The organism is Aquariibacter albus (assembly GCF_014145335.1).
GTDB lineage: Bacteria > Pseudomonadota > Gammaproteobacteria > Burkholderiales > Burkholderiaceae_C > Aquariibacter > Aquariibacter albus.
Map to the genome: position 1 here is coordinate 1,516,067 of NZ_JACIVI010000001.1, position 19,207 is coordinate 1,535,273.

At 70.6% G+C, this 19,207-nt stretch carries 18 protein-coding genes and 3 tRNA genes; 6 read left to right on the top strand and 15 right to left on the bottom strand.

The window, feature by feature from the left end; genetic code table 11:
• Positions 1–33: 33 nt before the first annotated feature.
• Genes H4F90_RS06975 through H4F90_RS07000 form a run of 6 tightly spaced genes read right to left on the bottom strand, consistent with a single transcriptional unit; the run spans position 34 to position 4,702 of the window.
• On the bottom strand, positions 34–804 hold the full coding sequence (locus H4F90_RS06975; protein ID WP_328700838.1) for a lysophospholipid acyltransferase family protein: 771 nt from the start codon (positions 802–804) through the stop codon (positions 34–36).
• Between the two features lie 13 nt (positions 805–817).
• Positions 818–2,137 (bottom strand): dihydroorotase, encoded by a 1,320-nt coding sequence (locus H4F90_RS06980; protein ID WP_182662719.1) that lies wholly within the window; start codon positions 2,135–2,137, stop codon positions 818–820.
• A complete protein-coding gene (locus H4F90_RS06985; protein WP_182662721.1) occupies positions 2,134–3,096 on the bottom strand; it encodes an aspartate carbamoyltransferase catalytic subunit in 963 nt (320 codons plus the stop codon). Before H4F90_RS06985 ends, H4F90_RS06980 begins: the two co-directional genes overlap by 4 nt.
• Positions 3,097–3,107: 11 nt before the next feature.
• A complete protein-coding gene (gene pyrR, locus H4F90_RS06990) occupies positions 3,108–3,623 on the bottom strand; it encodes a bifunctional pyr operon transcriptional regulator/uracil phosphoribosyltransferase PyrR (RefSeq protein WP_182662723.1) in 516 nt (171 codons plus the stop codon).
• Between the two features lie 40 nt (positions 3,624–3,663).
• The gene (gene ruvX / locus H4F90_RS06995) at positions 3,664–4,128 is read right to left on the bottom strand and encodes a Holliday junction resolvase RuvX (protein ID WP_182662725.1); all 465 of its coding nucleotides are present in this window, start codon (positions 4,126–4,128) and stop codon (positions 3,664–3,666) included.
• Positions 4,121–4,702, bottom strand: coding sequence for a YqgE/AlgH family protein (locus H4F90_RS07000; RefSeq protein WP_182662727.1), 582 nt, complete (start codon positions 4,700–4,702; stop codon positions 4,121–4,123). The genes ruvX and H4F90_RS07000 overlap by 8 nt, the downstream gene beginning before the upstream one ends.
• A gap of 77 nt (positions 4,703–4,779) precedes the next feature.
• Between H4F90_RS07000 and H4F90_RS07005 the strand changes: the two genes are divergently transcribed.
• Positions 4,780–6,306, top strand: coding sequence for a cryptochrome/photolyase family protein (locus tag H4F90_RS07005; protein WP_182662729.1), 1,527 nt, complete (start codon positions 4,780–4,782; stop codon positions 6,304–6,306).
• Between the two features lie 30 nt (positions 6,307–6,336).
• Here H4F90_RS07005 and H4F90_RS07010 read toward each other — a convergent pair whose 3' ends face one another.
• Positions 6,337–7,185, bottom strand: a complete 849-nt coding sequence (locus H4F90_RS07010; protein WP_182662731.1) for a hypothetical protein — start codon at positions 7,183–7,185, stop codon at positions 6,337–6,339.
• A 246-nt stretch (positions 7,186–7,431) separates the two neighbouring features.
• Here H4F90_RS07010 and H4F90_RS07015 point away from each other — a divergent pair, with 246 nt between their 5' ends.
• Complete coding sequence (locus H4F90_RS07015) at positions 7,432–7,977, top strand: hypothetical protein (RefSeq protein ID WP_182662733.1); 546 nt, start codon at positions 7,432–7,434, stop codon at positions 7,975–7,977.
• Positions 7,978–8,158: 181 nt separating this feature from the next.
• Entirely contained in the window at positions 8,159–8,944 is a 786-nt protein-coding gene (locus tag H4F90_RS07020) for a substrate-binding domain-containing protein (protein WP_182663112.1), read from the top strand.
• A gap of 101 nt (positions 8,945–9,045) precedes the next feature.
• Here the strand turns inward: H4F90_RS07020 and H4F90_RS07025 are convergent, their stop codons facing one another.
• Positions 9,046–9,948, bottom strand: a complete 903-nt coding sequence (locus H4F90_RS07025) for a dienelactone hydrolase family protein (RefSeq protein ID WP_182662735.1) — start codon at positions 9,946–9,948, stop codon at positions 9,046–9,048.
• Positions 9,949–10,272: 324 nt separating this feature from the next.
• Here H4F90_RS07025 and H4F90_RS07030 point away from each other — a divergent pair, with 324 nt between their 5' ends.
• Positions 10,273–10,422, top strand: coding sequence for a hypothetical protein (locus H4F90_RS07030; protein ID WP_182662737.1), 150 nt, complete (start codon positions 10,273–10,275; stop codon positions 10,420–10,422).
• Positions 10,423–10,527: 105 nt separating this feature from the next.
• Here H4F90_RS07030 and H4F90_RS07035 read toward each other — a convergent pair.
• The 7 genes from H4F90_RS07035 to H4F90_RS07065 form a co-directional block, all read right to left on the bottom strand.
• Positions 10,528–10,601: transfer RNA gene (locus H4F90_RS07035), tRNA-Cys, on the bottom strand.
• 77 nt (positions 10,602–10,678) lie between these two features.
• Positions 10,679–10,754 (bottom strand) — tRNA-Gly (locus H4F90_RS07040).
• 203 nt (positions 10,755–10,957) lie between these two features.
• On the bottom strand, positions 10,958–13,396 hold the full coding sequence (gene lon, locus H4F90_RS07045; protein ID WP_182662739.1) for an endopeptidase La: 2,439 nt from the start codon (positions 13,394–13,396) through the stop codon (positions 10,958–10,960).
• A 181-nt stretch (positions 13,397–13,577) separates the two neighbouring features.
• Positions 13,578–14,852: an ATP-dependent Clp protease ATP-binding subunit ClpX gene (clpX, locus tag H4F90_RS07050; RefSeq protein WP_182662741.1), complete on the bottom strand. Its 1,275-nt coding sequence runs from the start codon at positions 14,850–14,852 to the stop codon at positions 13,578–13,580.
• Between the two features lie 134 nt (positions 14,853–14,986).
• Entirely contained in the window at positions 14,987–15,598 is a 612-nt protein-coding gene (clpP, locus tag H4F90_RS07055; RefSeq protein ID WP_328700839.1) for an ATP-dependent Clp endopeptidase proteolytic subunit ClpP, read from the bottom strand.
• Between the two features lie 151 nt (positions 15,599–15,749).
• Positions 15,750–17,066, bottom strand: a complete 1,317-nt coding sequence (gene tig, locus H4F90_RS07060; RefSeq protein WP_182662742.1) for a trigger factor — start codon at positions 17,064–17,066, stop codon at positions 15,750–15,752.
• A gap of 33 nt (positions 17,067–17,099) precedes the next feature.
• Positions 17,100–17,186 (bottom strand) — tRNA-Leu (locus tag H4F90_RS07065).
• 204 nt (positions 17,187–17,390) lie between these two features.
• Here H4F90_RS07065 and hpnC point away from each other — a divergent pair.
• Together hpnC and hpnD are read left to right on the top strand one after the other, a co-directional pair.
• A complete protein-coding gene (gene hpnC, locus H4F90_RS07070; protein ID WP_182662744.1) occupies positions 17,391–18,263 on the top strand; it encodes a squalene synthase HpnC in 873 nt (290 codons plus the stop codon).
• Positions 18,264–18,339: 76 nt separating this feature from the next.
• Positions 18,340–19,203 carry a presqualene diphosphate synthase HpnD gene (gene hpnD / locus H4F90_RS07075; RefSeq protein WP_182662746.1) on the top strand — a complete coding sequence of 288 codons (864 nt, stop codon included), beginning with the start codon at positions 18,340–18,342 and terminating at the stop codon, positions 19,201–19,203.
• Positions 19,204–19,207: the final 4 nt, after the last annotated feature.

Below are 19,207 nucleotides of genomic sequence, written 5' to 3' on the forward strand. Positions count from 1 at the left end.
AGCGTCCCGGGAGAGGCCGCCCTTGCCGAGGGCTCAGTGGCCGGCGGCCGCCTCGGCCGGCAGGCCCAGGGCCTCGGCGATATCGGCGCGCAGGGTGTGCGCGAGTGCCCGCCGGTCGGCATGGCGGCTGCCCCGGGCGGGCAGCCACTGCACCCGCAGCGTCAGGCCGCGGGCCCGCACCACGGCCAGCACGCTGGCCACCAGGCTGATCTGGTCGATGTAGGGTGCGGCGCGGCTGATCGCCGACTCGGCATCCGAGTAGCGCAGGGCCAGCGGCTGCACCGGCACCTCGACGGCAATCGCCGCCTGCAGCATGTTGCCGTGGAAGGGCAGCAGGCTGCGGCCGTCCGAGGTCGTGCCCTCGGGGAAGACGGCCACCACGTCGCCGGCCTGCAGGGCCTCGGACACCTGGTGCACGACGCGCAGCGCATCGCGCCGGCTTTCGCGGCTGAGGTAGAGCGTGCCCGCCGCGTCGCTGAGATGCCGCAGCAGCGGCCAGCGCCGCACCTCGGCCTTGGATACGAAGCGCGCCTGCGGGCAGACGGCGTGGATGGCGGTGATGTCCAGCCAGGACACATGGTTGGCGACCAGCAGGGTGGCGCCTGGCCGGGGCTGGCCCTCGACGACCAGGCGCATGCCCAGGGCCCGCAGCGCCGCCTGGGCCCAGGCCTGCACCTGACGGTGGCGAGCGGCGGGGCCCAGCCAGGGCAGGACCAGCGCCACCGTCAGCACGCCGCGCAGGATGTGCAGCAGCACGCGCAGCAGGCGCCAGGCGACGACGGGAGTGCGCAGCAACTGCTTCACGGGCAGGCCGGGCTCAGGCGGCTTCGGCCGCCAGCTCGTGGGCCACATGGCCCGCGACGATGGTCAGCCGCACACGCCCGGGCAGGCGCATGCCGGTGGTCTCGAAGGCGAAGGGCGTGTGCTTGCCCTGGCTGCGCAGGCTGCCCGGCTGCACCGTCCAGTCGGCCCCCGGGTCGAAGAGGCAGAGGTCGGCCACGCCGCCCTCGACGAGCCGGCCGGCCGAGCTGGCCAGCGAGCCCAGGGCCTCGCCCAGCACCCGCACCGGGCTGCTGGTGACGGTGGCCAGGGTCGCGGGCAGGGCCAGGCCCTGGTCGGTCCCCCACTTCAGGGCCAGGCTCAGCAGCAGCTCCAGGCCGGTGGCGCCGGGTTCGGCCTCGCCGAAGGGCAGGGTCTTGGCATCGCCCTCGACCGGGGTGTGGTCGCTGACCAGCGCATCGATCGTGCCGTCGGCCAGGGCGGCGCGCAGGGCCTCGCGGTCGCGGCCCTGGCGCAGCGGCGGGTTCAGGCGCATGGCCGGGTTGAAGTAGCCGATGTCGACATCGCTGAGGTGCAGGGAGTTGATGCTGACGTCCGCCGTGACCGGCAGGCCCTCGGCCTTGGCCGCGCGCAGCAGGGCCACGCCGGCCGCGCTGGACAGGCGGCACAGGTGCAGGCGGGCGCCGGTCACGCGGATCAGCTCGAAGAGGGTGTGCAGGGCCACCGTCTCGGCACTGACCGGCACGCCGGACAGGCCAAGGCGGGTGGCCACCGCACCGCTGGCCGCCACGCCCTTGCCCAGCCAGGGGTCCTGCGGCCGCAGCCAGACGCTGTAGCCGAAGGTCGCGGCGTACTGCAGCGCACGCTGGAGGACCTGGGTGTCGCGGATCGCCACCTCGGCCTGGCTGAAGCCGACGCAGCCGGCCTCGGTCAGCTCGGCCATCTCGGTCAGGGCCTCGCCGGCCAGGCCGCGGGTGAGCGCGCCCAGCGGGAAGAGCCGGCAGCGGCTGAGCTTGCGGGCGCGGAACTTGAGCATCTCGACCAGGCCGGGTTCGTCCAGCGTGGGGTCGGTGTCGGGCAGGCAGACCAGGCTGGTGACCCCGCCGGCGGCGGCCGCGGCCAGCTCGCTTTCCAGCATGCCCTCGTGTTCGTGGCCAGGCTCGCGCAGGCGCGCGGCCAGGTCGACCAGGCCGGGGGCGACGACGAGGCCGCGCGCATCGATCACGCGGTCGGCCTGGAAATCCGGGCGGACCGCGCCGATGGCCACGATGCGACCGGCGGCGATCGCGACATCGGCCGTCTCGTCGCGGCCGCTCGCCGGGTCGATCACCCGGCCGTTCTGGAGGAGGAGCTTCATGCGAGGTTGCCTGCAATCGTCGACATGACGGCCATGCGCACGGCGATGCCGAAGGTGACCTGGGGCAGGATCACGCTCTGCGCCCCGTCGGCCACGGCGGAATCGATCTCGACCCCGCGGTTGATCGGCCCGGGGTGCATCACGATGGCATCGGGTGCGGCCAGGGCCAGCTTTTCCGGCGTCAGGCCGAAGTGCTTGAAGAACTCACCGGCGCTGGGCAGCATCGCGCCGCTCATGCGCTCGTTCTGCAGGCGCAGCATGATGATGACGTCGGCGTCCTTCACGCCCTCGGCCATGTCGTGGCAGACGCGCACGCCCATCTCGCGCAGGTCGCCGGGCACCAGGGTCTTGGGGCCGACGGCGCGGATCTCGGGCACACCCAGGGTGGCCAGGGCCAGGATGTCCGAACGTGCGACCCGGCTGTGCACGATGTCGCCGACGATGGCCACGCGCAGCTGCGTGAAGTCCTTCTTGTAGTGGCGGATGGTGTACATGTCGAGCAGGCCCTGCGTGGGGTGCGCATGGCGGCCGTCCCCGGCATTGATCACGTGCACGTGCGGCGCGCAGTGCTGGGCGATCAGGTAGGGCGCACCCGATTCGCTGTGGCGCACGACGAACATGTCGGCATGCATCGCGCTCAGGTTGGCGATGGTGTCGAGCAGGCTCTCGCCCTTGGAGGCGCTGGAGCGGGCGATGTCCAGGTTCAGCACGTCGGCCGACAGGCGCTTGGCCGCGATCTCGAAGGTGGTGCGGGTGCGGGTGCTGTTCTCGAAGAAGAGGTTGAACACGCTCTTGCCGCGCAGCAGCGGCACCTTCTTGACCTCGCGGTCGTTGACGGCCAGGAAGGTCGCGGCGGTGTCGAGGATGCCGTGCAGCACGGCACGCGGCAGGCCCTCGATGGACAGCAGGTGGATCAGCTCGCCGTGCGCGTTGAGCTGCGGATTGCGGCGGGAAAGCATCGGTCGTCGGCTCAGGCGAGGGTTTGAAGGTCGAAGCTGAAGCGGCCGTCGGCATCGCGGCCCAGGGCCAGGCGCTGGGCCGGCGGCAGGGCGATGCGGGCGGCGGAGATCGCGGCCTCGATCGGCAGCTCGCGGCCGCCGCGGTCGACGAGCACCGCCAGGGTCACGCTGGCCGGGCGGCCGAAGTCGAACAGCTCGTTGATGGCTGCGCGGGTGGTGCGGCCGGTGAACAGCACGTCGTCGACCAGCAGCACATGCAGGTTGTCGATCTCGAAGGGCAGGGAGGTGGCATCGGCCGTGGCGGCCAGGCCGCGCGCGCCGAAATCGTCGCGGTGCAGGGCGCTGGAGACGACGCCGTGGCGGCCGGGCAGGCCCAGGTCGCGGTGCAGGCGTTCGGCCAGCCAGGCCCCGCCGGACCAGACGCCCACCAGCATGTTCTCCAGCGGATCGCGCGGCGCCAGCCAGTCCTGCACGCGGGCGCGCAGGTCCAGGTAGAGCGCCTCGGCATCGAGGGCGAGCAGGCTCATCGGGGGAAGACTCCGTCGGGCAGGAAGGTCGGGCACCGGCTCATGGCAGGGCCCGCAGGTATTGGTCGAGGAGCAGCGCCGCGGCGCGGGCATCGAGGCGCGGATCCGGGCGGCCCGGCCGGGCCTTGCGGCGAGCACCCTCGGCGGCCAGCACGGCCTCGGCCTCGACGCTGCTGTAGCGCTCATCCACCTCGTGCACCGGCAGGCCGTGGCGCAGGCCGAGCTGGCGCGCGAAGCGACGCGCGGCCCGGCTGAGCTCGTGCTCGGCGCCGTCGGGATGGAAGGGCACGCCCACCACCAGGGCGGCCGGCCGCCATTCGGCCACCAGGGCGGCAATGGGCGCATAGCGGGCTTCGCCCTCGGCCTGCACGGTGGTCAGCGGGCTGGCCTCGCGCAGCAGGGTGTTGCCCACCGCGACGCCCGTGCGGCGCAGGCCGAAGTCGAAGCCCAGCAGGGTCTGCGGGGCGGCGGGGGACGGCGTGGCGCCGCCGGCCGGCTCAGGCATGGCCGGCTTCGCTGCTGAGCATGCCCAGGTCGATGCCGAGCAGGGACAGCGCGCGCTTGTAGCGTTGCTCGACCGGGGTGTCGAAGATCAGCGTCGGCTCGGCCGCCACGGTGATCCAGCCGTTGCGGCCCAGCTCCTCTTCGAGCTGGCCGGCGCTCCAGCCGGCGTAGCCCAGGGTCACGAAGACGCGGCGCGGGCCGGCGCCATGGGAGAGCGCCTCCAGCACGTCCTTGGAGGTGGTCATCTCCAGACCGCCGGGAATCTTCAGGCTGCTGGTGTAGCCGCCGCCTTCGATGTCGAGGGCATCGTGCAGCACGAAGCCACGCTCGGTCTGCACCGGGCCGCCGACGAAGACGGGCTGGGCGGCCAGATCTTCGCGGTCCAGGCTGAGGTCGACCTTCTCGAACAGCTTGCTCAGCGTGATGTCGCTGGGCCGGTTGATGACCAGGCCCAGCGCGCCGCGCTCGGAGTGTTCGCAGAGGTAGACGACGGTGCCGGCGAAGTTGTCGTCGGCCACGCCGGGCATCGCGATCAGGAACTGGTTGGTGAGGTCGATCGGGGCGCCGGAGGACATGGTGGGGATTCTAGGTGGCGGGCACACTGCGGCCGGCCCGCCCCCCGGGCCCGCCCTGTCCCGCCGCCGCCCCGCCCATGACCGTTTCCGATCCCCTGCGCCCCCGCGAAGCCGCCCTGCCCCGCCGCGCCCTGGGCCGTGCGCTGGTCTGGCTGCGCCGCGACCTGCGCCTGCCCGACCACGCCGCCCTGCACCAGGCCCTGCGCGCGGCGCGCGAGGTCTGGTCGGTCTTCGTCTTCGACCGCGAGATCCTCGATCCCCTGCCCCGCCGCGACCGCCGCGTCGAGTTCATCTGGCGCAGCCTGCAGGCCCTGGACGCCGAGCTGCGGGCCCTGGGCGAGGCCCATGGCCGGCCCGGCGCGGGCCTGATCACCCGCCACGGCCGGGCCCTGGAGGAGCTGCCTCGCCTGGCCCTGCAGCTGGGTGTGGACGCCGTCTTCACCAACCTCGATCCCGAACCCGCCGCCCAGCGCCGCGATGCGGCGGTGGCCGAGGCCCTGCGCACGGTCGGCATCGCCTTCCACGGCTTCAAGGACCAGAGCATCTTCGAGGGCCCCGAGGTGCTGACCGGCGCCGGCAAGCCCTATGGCGTGTTCACGCCCTACAAGAACGCCTGGCTGAAGGCGCTGACGCCCTACCAGCTCAAGGCCTACCCGGTGGAGGCCCATGGCGACGCCCTGGCCGCACGACCGGCCGGCGAGCCCGGTGTGCCGGACACCCTGGCCGCGATCGGCTTCGAACCCAGCGGCCTCGACCTGCGGGTCCTGCCGACCGGCCGCCCCGGCGCCGAGGCCCTGCTGGCGGACTTCCTCGACGGGCGCATCGACCGCTACGACGCCGCACGCGACTTCCCCGCCGTCAAGGGTCCGAGCTACCTGAGCGTGCACCTGCGCTTCGGCACGGTCTCGATCCGCCGCCTGCTGCGCGAGGCCCAGGCCCGCGTGGAGGCGGGCGGCCCGGGCGCGGCCGGGGCCGAGGTCTGGCGCAGCGAGCTGATCTGGCGCGACTTCTACATGCAGGTGCTGCAGCACCATCCTCGCGTCGAGCGGGCGGCCTTCCGGCCCGAGTACGACCGCATCACCTGGGACGAGGGGCCCGAGGCGGACGCTCACTTCGAAGCCTGGTGCGCCGGCCGCACCGGCTACCCCCTGGTCGACGCCGCGATGCGCCAGCTGGCCCAGACCGGCTACATGCACAACCGCCTGCGCATGGTGGTGGCCAGCTTCCTCACCAAGGACCTGGGGCTGGACTGGCGCCGTGGCGAGGCCTGGTTCGCCCTGCAGCTCAACGACTTTGACCTGGCTGCCAACAACGGCGGCTGGCAGTGGGCGGCCAGCTCGGGCTGCGACGCCCAGCCCTATTTCCGCATCTTCAACCCGGTCAGCCAGAGCGAGAAGTTCGACCCGGCCGGCAAGTTCATCCGCCGCTACGTGCCCGAGCTGGCCGCGCTGCCGGACGGCGCGATCCACGCGCCCTGGCTGGCCCGCCCGGTGGACCAGGCGGCTGCCGGCTTCGTGCTGGGCCGCGACTACCCGCGGCCCATCGTCGACCATGCCGAGGCCCGGGCCCGCACGCTGGAACGCTATGCGGTGGTGAAGGGCTGAGCGGGCCGGGTCGCCGGGCGGCTCCCGGTCTCAGCGCGCGGCGGCGGAGGCCGGCGGCGCCGGCGGCAGCGGGGACTCGAAACCGCTCAGCACGAGCGCGAAGTCGCGGTCGGCGCTGGTCATGCCGCCCAGCAGCAGGCGCTGGCCGTCTTCGGTCTGGATGAGGGCGATGCCGCGCGCCACCAGGCCCGGGGTCAGGCAGGGCGCCGGCCCGAAGCTGACGGTGGCGTTGTAGACATTGCGGCCATTGGCCCGCGGGACCAGGGTGCCGCGGATCGCGCAGCCGCCCGGGCTTTCCACCTCGAAGCTCCCATCGACCGCGACCGTGAAGACCAGGGTCTCGCCGGTGGTCAGCACCGCATCCCAGCGGGTGGCCATGGCCGTGGCGGTCGCGGCCGTGCGGTAGGGAAAGACGCTGTTCGGCACGGGCACGAAGCTCAGCGCGTCCTCGCGCAGGGCCTGGATCGACAGCGTGCCGTCGAAGCCACCGCCGCCCACCCGGCTGCCGCGGAAGGCGCTGACGCGGGTCGGCCCGGCCGGGGCCGGGGCGAAGAAGCGCAGGCCTTGCTCGGCCTCGCTCGGCAGGCCGGCGACGGTGCTGCCTTCGAGGGTCAGGCCGCCCTGCAGCACCTCGACCCGCGGGCTCTCGCCGGATTCGTCGATCAGCAGCGACCACAGCGTGCCGTCCTCCAGCACGAAGGCCAGCCCCTGCGAAACACCGGCCTTCTGCACGTCGTAGACGCCTTGCAGGCCGGTGGCCGCGGCCGGGCCGTCCGGATCGCCGCCCCCACCCCCGCCGCCACAGGCAGCGAGGCTCGCGATCAGCCCGGCTGCAGCCAGGCGCCAGAGGGCGTGAAAGGGCGTCAGGGAGAAGGTCATGGGCTTCGGTCCGCCAGGCGTCACGCACCGGCGCAACCCGGCCTGCGGCGGGCCGAGTGTCGTCGCAGGCGGGGCCTGCAGGACAAGACCGGGCGATGCGGGATCGACCGGCTGCCGGCCGCCCAGCAGCTGGCTAGAGTGCGCGGGCCTCCATCTGCCGCCCCTGCCGGGCGCCGACCGGCCCGCCGCCGCCCGCGCCAGCAGGCCGCGCCCCCCTCGCCCACGATCCGCCTTCCCGACCGCGCCATGGCCCTGTCGCCCTCGTCCCGCCCATCCGGCCCGATCGCACCCCGCGTCCAACGCACGCTGCAGGCCCTGGGGCGTCCCGCCCGGCCCGCCGTGCTCGGCCTGGCCCTGGCCCTGGCACAAGGAGCCACCACCGCCGCCGATCCCGTGGCGCTGCTGCAGGCCGCCGGCCTGACGCGCCTGGACGGTCAATGGCATCTGCCGAACTGCACGACGCCCGTGAAGCCGGAGGTGGAGCGACACGAGCTCAACGGCGAGGCTCCGGCGGAAGCCGTGGTGTTTCTCGCAGCCAGCCGATGCCTGCCGGCGCATCCGGGAGGCTCGCTGCGCCTGATGGCCCTCGGGCCGGACGGCGGCTGGCAGCCGCTGAGCGACTGGATGCAGGGCGTCGAGCTGGTCCTGCAGCCCGGACGCCACGGCGGCTGGCTGGACCTGGGGGTCGCGACCTCCGGGGGCTGCATGCCGCTTTTTCGTTGGCAAGGCGGTGCCTACCAGCTGATCGGCCAGCGCGCGATCCAGCCCGGGGGCTGCGCGCTGCGGGAATGAGGGGCGCCACCAGCGCCCCGTGCCCCCCGGGGCTTCCGCTATGAACAGAGTGACATATGGTTTTTTGTCGCGGTGCTCCGTAGCCTCGCGGCCATTCCGTCTCCGTGTGAGTCTCCCGATGCCTTCCTCCGACCTGCGTCCCCTGTTCTCGCGGCTGCGCCGTGGCCTGCTGCTGTCCGCCATGCTCGGCCTGGGGCTGAGCCCGGCCCTGCGAGCCGAGCCGACGACCCTGGTCATGGCCTCGACGACCTCCACGGAACAATCCGGCCTCTTCGCCCACCTGCTGCCCGCCTTCACCGCCAGGACCGGCATCGCGGTCAAGGTGGTCGCCCTCGGCACCGGGCAGGCGCTGGACATGGCCCGGCGCGGCGATGCCGACGTGGTCTTCGTGCACGACCGGGCCGCCGAGGACAAGTTCGTCGAGGAGGGCTGGGGGCTGGGCCGCCGGGACGTGATGTACAACGATTTCGTCCTCGTCGGCCCGCGCAGCGACCCGGCCGGGGTCAAGGGCAGCGACGTGGCGGCGGCGCTGGGCAAGCTGGCTGCGGGGAAGGAAAGCTTCGTCTCGCGCGGGGACAAGAGCGGCACCCACGCGGCCGAGCTGCGCTACTGGAAGCTGGCCGGCGTGGACCTGGCCGCCGCCAAGCCGGCTGGCTACCGCGAATGCGGCTGCGGCATGGGCCCGGCGCTGAACATCGCCTCGTCGAGCGGGGCCTACGCGCTGAGCGACCGCGGCACCTGGCTGAACTTCAAGAACCGCGGCGATCTGGCCGTGCTGGTCGAGGGCGACAAGCGCCTGTTCAATCCCTATGGCGTGATCGTGGTGAACCCCGCCAAGCATCCGCACGTGAAGCAGGCCGCCGCGCAGGCCTTCGCCGACTGGGTGGTCTCGACCGAAGGCCAGTCCACGATCGCGTCCTACAAGATCGGTGGCGAGCCGCTGTTCTTCCCGAGCGCCGGACGTTGAGCCCAGCGCGTCCGCGGGACGCACCCTGAAACACGCCGGGCGCTGCCCGGCGTGTTTCATTCAGGACCCGCAAGCGCGGCGTGCTCCCCGGCCGACCGGTCTCAGACGCCGTGCTTCTTGAACCAGTCGTTGGCCAGCTTCTGCGCGTAGGTGGCTGCGGCCTTGTCGTAACTGGGCCGGTAGTCGGCATTGAAGCCATGGTCCACATTCGGAAAGACCACGATCTCCGAGCCGCTGCCGCCCTGGTTGACGAGGCCGCGCATCTTGGCGATGGTTTCCTGCTTCACGAAGGCGTCGATGCCCGAGTACAGACCCAGCACCGGCACCTTGATCTCCTGGGCGAGATCGATGGGGTCCTGCGGACGCAGCTCCGGCGCCTTCAGGCCTTCCAGCAGGCCGTAGTACGCCACGGCAGCGTTCAGCTTGGGGTTGTGACGGGCGTAGATCCAGGCCGTACGCCCTCCCCAGCAGTAGCCGACGAGGCCAGTGCGCTTGGCATCGGCGCGGCCGCTGGCGCGGGCAAAGGCCAGGGTGGCGTCCAGGTCCGCACAGACCTGCGCATCGGGCACTTTGGAGACCACCTGCGACAGGATGGTGGGAATGTCCGTCATCGTCGACACATCCCCCTGGCGTGCGAACAGCTCGGGTGCGATCGCGTAATAGCCCCGCTTGGCATAGCGGCGACACATGTCCTTGATGTGCTCGTGCACGCCGAAGATTTCCTGCACGACCAACATCACCGGGAAGGTGCCGGGCCCCGCGGGCATGGCCCGGTAGGCTGGGATCTTGCCATCGGCGACCGCGATGCTGACCTCACCAGCCACCAGGCCCTTGCGGTCGGTGGTGATGGCCTGGGCCAGCACGGGCTCGGAGGCGACGGCAAAGCCCGAGGCCAGGGAGCTCATCACGAAGCCGCGCCGGGAGAGGCTTGCCTCAGCCTCGCCTGCCCTCGGGGCAGGGCCATTGAAGTCGACCGGCTTGAGGCCGTAGTCCATCAGTTTCATGCAGATTCCTGGATCGGGAGGGAGGGCGGGAGTGGGTCGGACCGCCGGCATGCAGGCGCCGGTCGCCGGCTCCCGCCCGGCGTACCGCCGGACGACGGGTCACGGCTCGACCGGTCGCGCAGCGTAAGTCGAGTCATCCCTCTGCGTGCGCGGCACCCGACGAATCCCGCATGTTCGTAGGCTCAGCCCGCTTCATCACGGCGGGTGCGGCCCTGGCCCACCTCGAGCCGGCCCCGGGGCGGGGTGCGCAGCAGCAGCCCGACGTGGGCCGACCGGGTGGCGTGCCACCTGCCCGTCGAAGCCTGGCCTTCGCAAGCCGAGTCCGTGATTCCCGACCCCCTCGCCCACGCCGATCCCGTGGTCGAGCGCTTCGCGGACGGGGCGCAGATCGGCTGCGCGGACGGGGTCAGCATGCGCGCCCTGTTGCGACGCAAGCTGGGCCGTGGCGTGAAGGCGCTACGCAGTGGCGCGTGATCGTCCGGTGCAAGTGCAGCGGCCCCGCAGCTCGCGCTTGGGACATGACTTGAGCCTGGACAAAACAAAAGACCCAGACGCTTGCACGTCTGGGTCCTGATGTCTTGGAGGCGCGGGGCGGAGTCGAACCGCCCTGGACGGATTTGCAATCCGCTGCATAACCGCTTTGCTACCGCGCCCTGGGGCTGCCCGGAAGCCGGACCGCCTGAGAAAAAAGGGAAGCCGATGTTGACATGGGCTTCCCTTTTTCGGAATTTGGAGCGGGAAACGAGGCTCGAACTCGCGACCTCAACCTTGGCAAGGTTGCGCTCTACCAACTGAGCTATTCCCGCTTGGATCGACTGGCTTGAACGCTGCACCGGTGGCTTGTGACTGCCGGCTGTTCTTGTCTGTCGCTCGCATCGTTTGGCGTCGTTGCGAGCCTCGCAGTATAGGGGGACTTTGACGTTTTGTACAAGCCCCTGCCGAAAAACATGCGATGTCGCGCCCAGACAACGCGCAAACCGCGCCGGCCGAGACCGACGCGGCCCGCCCCTCAATGCTTGGTGACGTCGGTGGATCCCGCGGCGGCCGGCGCCGCAGCCTCAACCGCTGCGGGCTGGACCGCCACCGCCGGCTTGGCCTCGTCGTCGACCAGCGGCTCGGGCAAGCGTTCGAGTGCCACTTCAAGCACGCGATCGATCCAGCGCACGGGGACGATCTCGAGCTGGCCCTTGACGTTCTCCGGGATGTCGGCCAAGTCCTTGACGTTCTCCTCCGGGATCATCACGGTCTTGATGCCACCGCGGTGGGCGGCGAGCAGCTTCTCCTTGAGGCCTCCGATCGCCGTGATCTCGCCGCGCAGCGTGATCTCGCCGGTCATCGCCACATCGGCTCGCACCGGGATGCCCGTCAGCGCCGAGACAAAGGCCGTGGCCATGGCGGCGCCGGCGCTGGGGCCGTCCTTGGGCGTCGCCCCGTCGGGCACGTGGATGTGGATGTCGCGCTTCTCGAAGAGCTCGTCCTTGATGCCGAGGCGACGGGCCCGCGAACGGATGACCGTGCGCGCGGCTTCGACCGACTCCTTCATCACGTCGCCGAGCGAGCCCGTGCGCAGGATGTTGCCCTTGCCCGGCATGACGGCGGCCTCGATGGTCAGCAGGTCGCCGCCCACCTCGGTCCAGGCGAGGCCGACCACCTGGCCGACCTGGTTCTGCTTCTCGGCCCGGCCGAAGTCGTACTTGCGCACGCCCAGGTAGTCGGCCAGGGCGGTCTCGTCCACCCGCACCTGGGGCGCGACCGTCTTCAGCGACAGGGCCTTGACGACCTTGCGGCAGATCTTGCCGATCTCGCGTTCGAGCGAGCGCACGCCGGCTTCGCGGGTGTAGTAGCGCACCACGTCGCGCAGCGCGCCTTCCGTGACCAGCAGTTCCTCGTCCTTCAGGCCGTTGTTCTTGAACTGCTTGGGCAGCAGGTACTTCTGCGCGATGTTGAGCTTCTCGTCCTCGGTGTAGCCCGACAGGCGGATCACCTCCATCCGGTCCAGCAAGGCCGGCGGGATGTTCAGGCTGTTCGAGGTGGCGACGAACATCACGTCCGACAGATCGAAGTCGACCTCGACGTAGTGGTCGCCGAAGGTGTGGTTCTGCTCGGGGTCCAGCACCTCCAGCAGCGCACTCGAGGGGTCGCCACGGAAGTCCATGCCGAGCTTGTCGATCTCGTCGAGGAGGAAGAGCGGATTGCGCACGCCGACCTTGCCGAGGTTCTGCAGCACCTTGCCGGGCATGGAGCCGATGTAGGTGCGGCGGTGACCCCGGATCTCGGCCTCGTCCCGGACGCCACCCAGGGCCATGCGGATGAACTTGCGGCCGGTCGCGCGGGCCACGCTCTGGCCCAGCGAGGTCTTGCCGACGCCCGGGGGGCCGACCAGGCACAGGATGGGCGCCTTGACCTTGTCGACGCGGGTCTGCACGGCAAGGTATTCGAGGATGCGGTCCTTGACCTTGTCGAGACCGTAGTGGTCCTGGTTCAGCACGTCCTCGGCGTTGGCCAGGTCGTGCTTGATCTTCGTCTTCTTCGCCCAGGGCAGATTGACCAGGGTGTCGATGTAGTTGCGCACCACCGTGGCCTCGGCCGACATCGGCGACATCAGCTTGAGCTTCTTCAGCTCGGTCTCGGCCTTCTTGCGCGCGTCCTTGGGCATGCGCGCGGCGATGATCTTCTTCTCGAGCTCCTCGAGGTCAGCGCCCTCCTCGCCCTCGCCCAGCTCCTTCTGGATGGCCTTGACCTGTTCGTTCAGGTAGTACTCGCGCTGGCTCTTCTCCATCTGCCGCTTCACGCGGCCGCGGATGCGCTTCTCCACCTGCAGGATGTCGACCTCGTGCTCGAGCAGTTCGAGCAGCTTCTCCATGCGGGCGGAAACACTCAGCAGGTCGAGCACGGCCTGCTTGTTCTCCAGCTTCAGAGGCAGGTGGGCGGCGATGGTGTCGGCCAGGCGTCCCGCATCGTCGATGCCGGCGATCGAGCTGAGGATCTCGGGCGGGATCTTCTTGTTGAGCTTGACGTATTGGTCGAACTGCTGCGTGACGGCGCGGCGCAGGGCCTCGACTTCGGGCGAGGTCGCGACATCCGGCGGCACCGGCGCGACCTGGGCGATGAAGTGCTCGCCGTTGTCCTCGATCTTCAGCGTGTTCGCGCGCTGCGCGCCTTCGACCAGCACCTTCACGGTGCCGTCGGGCAGCTTCAGCATCTGCAGGATGCTGGAGACGCAGCCGACGTCGAACATGTCGTCGGCCTTGGGCTCGTCCTTGCCGGCGGCCTTCTGGGCCACCAGCATGATCTGGCGGCCGGCTTCCATCGCGGCCTCCAGGGCCTTGATCGACTTCGGGCGCCCGACGAAGAGCGGGATGACCATGTGGGGGAAGACCACCACGTCGCGCAGCGGCAGCAGCGGCAGCGTGATCGCGTCGGGCGGCAGGATGGGTTGTCCGGACATGGAGGGCCTTTCGTGCTCAGGCTGCTCAGTTGCGGCCGGAGCGGGGAATCACAAGGCCCGCGCGGGAGCACGGGCGCAAGATGGCGCGACCGGCAGGGTCGCGCGGATCGGCAGGCGTCGCAGGGCGTCGTGGCGTCTCATGGCGGCGTGCAGGGAGAGGCCCGACCGCCTTCGACCGGCTTCAGGCGCTGGCCTTGGCCTGCTCGCGGTAGACCAGCAGCGGCTTGGCCTGGTCCTCGATGGTCGGCTCGTCGATGACGACCTTGCCGACCCCTTCGAGGGCCGGCAGCTCGAACATCGTGTCCATCAGCACCTGCTCGACGATCGAGCGCAGGCCACGGGCGCCAGTCTTGCGGGCCAGAGCCTTGCGGGCGATCGCGCTGAGCGCGCTGGGCCGGATCTCCAGCTCGACGCCGTCCATCGCGAACAGGCGCTGGTACTGCTTGACCAGCGCGTTCTTCGGCTCGGTCAGGATCTGGATCAGCGCATCCTCGGTCAGCTCGCCGAGGGTGGCGACCACCGGCAGGCGGCCGACCAGTTCGGGAATGATGCCGAACTTGATCAGGTCCTCGGGCTCGACCTCGCGGAAGACCTCGGTGAGCTTGCGCTCGGACTTGCTCTTGACCGTCGCCCCGAAGCCGATGCCGGACTTCTCGGAGCGGTTGGCGATGACCTTCTCCAGACCGTCGAAGGCCCCCCCGCAGATGAACAGGATGTTGGTCGTGTCGATCTGCAGGAAGTCCTGGTTCGGATGCTTGCGGCCGCCTTGCGGCGGCACGCTGGCCATCGTGCCCTCGACCAGCTTCAGCAAGGCCTGCTGCACGCCCTCGCCCGACACGTCGCGGGTGATGGACGGGTTGTCGGCCTTGCGCGAGATCTTGTCGATCTCGTCGATGTAGACGATGCCGCGCTGCGCCCGCTCGACGTCGTAATTGCAGTTCTGCAGCAGCTTCTGGATGATGTTCTCGACGTCCTCGCCGACGTAGCCCGCCTCGGTCAGCGTCGTCGCGTCGGCGATCACGAAGGGCACGTTGATCAGCCGGGCCAGGGTCTGCGCGAGCAGCGTCTTGCCCGAGCCGGTCGGGCCGATGAGCAGGATGTTGCTCTTCGCGAGCTCGACCTCCTCCTTCTTGCCCGCGCCCTGCATGTGCTTGAGGCGCTTGTAGTGGTTGTAGACCGCGACGGCCAGCGTGCGCTTGGCCGGGTCCTGCCCGATCACGTACTGGTCGAGGCTGGCCTTGATCTCGCTGGGCACCGGGAGGTCGCTCTTCGCGGACTTGTCCTCCGCAGCATCGGCCGGGGCCTCGTCGCGGATGATGTCGTTGCAGAGGTCGATGCACTCGTCGCAGATGAAGACCGAGGGGCCGGCGATGAGTTTCTTCACCTCGTGCTGGCTCTTGCCGCAGAACGAGCAGTAGAGAACCTTTTCGCCGGAGGAGCCTTTTTTGTCGGCCATGGAGTGCTGCGCTTTCCGCTTGACGGTCTTGTCGGGACGATGATAAGCCAAAGAAAAAAGGGCCCTTCCTTGCGGAAAAGACCCTTCTCCAGGCCGCTTCCGGGCTTCGCGACGCCGCGCGAAATCCCGCGGGCTCAGGCGCCGCGCTGGGCGATGACCTGGTCGATCAGGCCGTAGTCCTTGGCCTCGGCCGCGGACATGAAGTAGTCCCGCTCGGTGTCGGCCACGATCTTGTCGAAGCTCTGGCCGCTGCGCTCGGCGAGGATCTCGTTGAGCTTGTCCTTCAGGCGCAGGATCTCGCGCGCCTGGATCTGGATGTCGGTGGCCTGGCCCTGCGCGCCGCCCAGCGGCTGATGGATCATCACGCGCGAGTTCGGCAGCGCGAAGCGCTTGCCCTTGGCGCCAGCGGCCAGCAGGAAGGCCCCCATGCTGGCGGCCATGCCCATGCACAGCGTCGAGACATCGGGCTTGATGAAGTTCATCGTGTCGAAGATCGACAGGCCCGCGCTGACGCTGCCGCCCGGCGAGTTGATGTAGAGCGAGATGTCCTTGTCCGGGTTCTCGCTCTCCAGGAAGAGCAGCTGCGCGACGACGAGGTTGGCGGTCACGTCGTTGACCGGCCCGACCAGGAAGACCACCCGCTCGCGCAGCAGGCGCGAGTAGATGTCGTAGGCCCGCTCGCCGCGGCCCGATTGCTCGATGACGATGGGCACCATGCCCAGGTTCTGCGTGTCCAGCGCGCTCATGGCACTCCTGCGGAAAAGATGTCGGGGGGATTATGGGCCGGCCCCGGAAGCCCGCCGGGCCCCGGGGCCTGGGCCGCAACGACAAGGGGCGCGGCCTTGCGGCACGCGCCCCTGCTTGGGGATGCGGGCCCGAGGGCCCGGCACCGCGGCCTCAGGCCGGTTGCTGCATCAGGGCTTCGAAGGGCACGGCCTCGTCGCTGACCTTGGCCTGCGCATGCAGGTGGCTCAGGACATTGTTCTCGATGACCAGGGCCTCGACCTCGGCCATGCGGCCGCGGTCGCTCATGTACCAGCGGATCACTTCCTCGGGCCGCTCGTAGCTCTGGGCGATCTCTTCGATGTGGCTGCGAATCTGGTCCGGCGTGGCCTGCAGGTTATTGCGCTTGACCAGCTCGGCGACCATCAGGCCCAGACGCACACGGCGCTCGGCCTGGGGCTGGAAGACCTCGGCCGGGATGCCGGCCTTGGCCGCGTCCTTCACGCCTCGTTCCTTCAGGTCGGCCATCGCGGACTGCACCATGCGCTCGACTTCGTTGGCCACCAGGGCCTGCGGCAGGTCGAAGCTCGACGCCTTGAGCAGGGCCTCGAAGGCCGCCGACTTGTTGCGGCTGGCCAGACGGGCCTTGATCTCGCGCTCGAGGTTCTTGCGGATGTCGGCGCGCAGCGAATCGATGCTGCCATCGGCCACGCCGAGCGACTTCACGAAGTCCTCGGTGATCTCGGGCAGCTGCTGGGCTTCGATCTTCTTGACGGTCACGAGGAAGTCGGCTTCCTTGCCGGCCACATCCTTGCCGTGATAGTCCTCGGGGAAGGTCAGCGGGAAGGTCTTGCTCTCGCCGACCTTCATGCCGCGCACGGCATCCTCGAAGCTCGGCAGCATGCGGCCTTCGCCCAGCAGGAACTGGAAGCCCTCGGCGGTGCCGCCGGGGAAGGCGACGCCGTCCACCTTGCCTTCGAAGTCGATGGTCACGCGGTCGTCGTCGACGGCCACTTCACCCTCGGCGCGCTCGGCAAAGCTGCGGCGCTGCTTGCGCAGGATCTCGACGGTGCGGTCGATCGCCGCTTCGTCGATCTCGCTGCTGGCGCGGCTGACCTCGACCGCGGCCAGGTCTTCGATCTGCACCTCGGGGTAGACCTCGAAGACGGCGTCGAACACCAGCTGGCCTTCAGGCGCTTCGCCTTCCTTCTCGCTGATGCGCGGCGCACCCGCCACGCGCAGCTGGGCTTCGCTGGCAGCCTGGGCGAAGGCCTCGCCGACCTTGTCGTTGACGACTTCGTACTGGACGGACATGCCGTAGCGCTGCGCAACCACCGACATCGGCACCTTGCCGGGACGGAAGCCGTCGGCCTTGACCGTGCGGGCCAGGCGCTTGAGACGCTGCTCCACCTCGGTGCTGATGTCCTGCGCCGACAGCGACAGCGTGATGCGCCGTTCCAGCTTGTCGAGGGTCTCCACGGTGACAGCCATGTTCTCTTGCTCTGTAGTGTTGATTTGCGGTGGTGGTGCGCGGGGCGGGACTCGAACCCGCACACCCTTGCAGGCGTCAGGACCTAAACCTGGTGCGTCTACCAATTTCGCCACCCGCGCGCAGGGCCAGGAGCGGCCCAGCGGTCACCGCCTCGTGTCGCCGATCGGAAGCCGGGCATGCATCTGAAGGCCGCCGGGCCGTCCGAGCGCCCCAGGGCTGCAGCGCACTGCGGTTCTGACCGGGGGCGGATTCTAGCCTCGGGTCGGCGCCCCCCGGTCCCGGGCCCGCAAGCCGCCCCGAAGCGGCGGTGAGAATCGGACCCCATGCCCGCTCCAGCCCCCCCGCCCCCCGCCGCGCAGGCCCTGGCGCCGGCCGTCGAGCATCCCGAGAACTTCCCCGTCGCGTCCTGGCTGTGTCCGCCCGCGCTCCGGCCGGCCGTGCGGGCCATCTATCACTACGCCCGCACGGCCGACGACCTGGCCGACGAGGGCACGGCGCCGCCCGCCGAGCGCCTGGCCGACCTGGCCGCCTACCGCCAGGCCCTGCGGCTGGCCATGCAGGGTCAGGTGGCAGCCGACAGCCGCTGGGCCGCCATCTTCGGCCCGCTGGCCGCGGCCATCGCGCAGCACGCCCTGCCGCAGCGCTGGCTGGAGGCCCTGCTCGACGCCTTCGAGCAGGACGTGCGCGGCGCACCCCACCCCGACCGCGCCGCCCTGCTGGCCTATTGCGCGAACTCGGCCAACCCGGTCGGACGGCTGCTGCTGCATCTCGTCGGGCTGGGCGAGGACCGGCAAGCCTGCGAGGAGTCCGACGCGATCTGCACGGCCTTGCAGCTGATCAACTTCTGGCAGGACCTGCGGGTGGACCTGCCGCGCGGCCGGCTCTACCTGCCGCTGGCCGACTGCACGGCCCACGGCCTGGCGCCGGCCGAGCTGCTGGCCGGCCGGGCGCCGCCCGGCCTGCCCCGCCTGGTGGCCGAGCTGGCCGCCTGGGCACGCGCTCTGATGCTGCAGGGCGCGAGCCTGCCGCGCCGCCTGCCCGGGCGCTTTGCCTGGGAGATGCGGGCTGTCGTGCAGGGCGGACTGATGGTGCTGGACCGCCTGGCCGCGCAGGACCACGATGCGCTGCGCCAGCGCCCGGTGCTGCGGCGGCGCGACCGTCTGCGGCTCGTCGGCCGCGTGCTGGCGATGCGCTGAGGCGCCGGCCCGGGGCGCGATGGGAGAATCCGCGCCGCCTCGGACCGTCTTTCGTCCGCCCCCGTCCCGGCCCCTCATGACGCCCGAACAGTACGTGCAGGACAAGGCCGCGCGCAGCGGCTCCAGCTTCTACTACGCCTTCCTCTTCCTGCCCCCGGCCCGGCGGGCGGCGATCACGGCTTTCTACGCCTTCTGCCGCGAAGTAGACGATGTGGTCGACGAAGTGGCCGATCCCGGCGTGGCCGCGACCAAGCTGGCCTGGTGGCGGCAGGAGCTGGCACGTGCCTACGCGGGCCAGCCCCAGCACCCGGTGCTCAAGGCGCTCATGCCGCACGCCGCGGCGTTCAACATCCGGGCCGAGCAACTCGCGCTGATCATCGACGGCTGCGAGATGGACTTGCGCCAGAACCGCGTGCTCGACGAAGCCGGGCTGTTCCAGTACTGCCACCTGGTGGCCGGCGTGGTCGGGGAAGTCTCGGCCAGCATCTTCGGCTGCGTCGATGGCCAGCCGCTCGGTGAGGCCACCCGCGCCTACGCCCATCGCCTGGGCCGGGCCCTGCAGCTGACCAACATCCTGCGCGATGTCGGCGAGGACGCGCGGCGGGGCCGCATCTACCTGCCGGTCAACGAACTGCAACGCTTCGAGGTGAAGGCGCACGAGCTGCTCAAGCGCGAGGCCCCCTGGGGCTACAGCGATCGCTTCCAGGCCCTGATGCGCTTCCAGGCCGGCCGCGCCCAGGCCTGCTACGACGAAGCCCTGGCCCTCCTGCCGGCCGAAGAGCGGCGCGCCCAGCGGCCCGGCCTCATGATGGCGGCGATCTACCGGCGCCTGCTCGGCGAGATCGAGCGCGGCGGCTTCCAGGTGCTGCACCAGCGCATCGCGCTCACGCCGCTGCGCAAGCTGTGGATCGCCTGGCGGACCCACCGCCAGACCCGCTGAACGC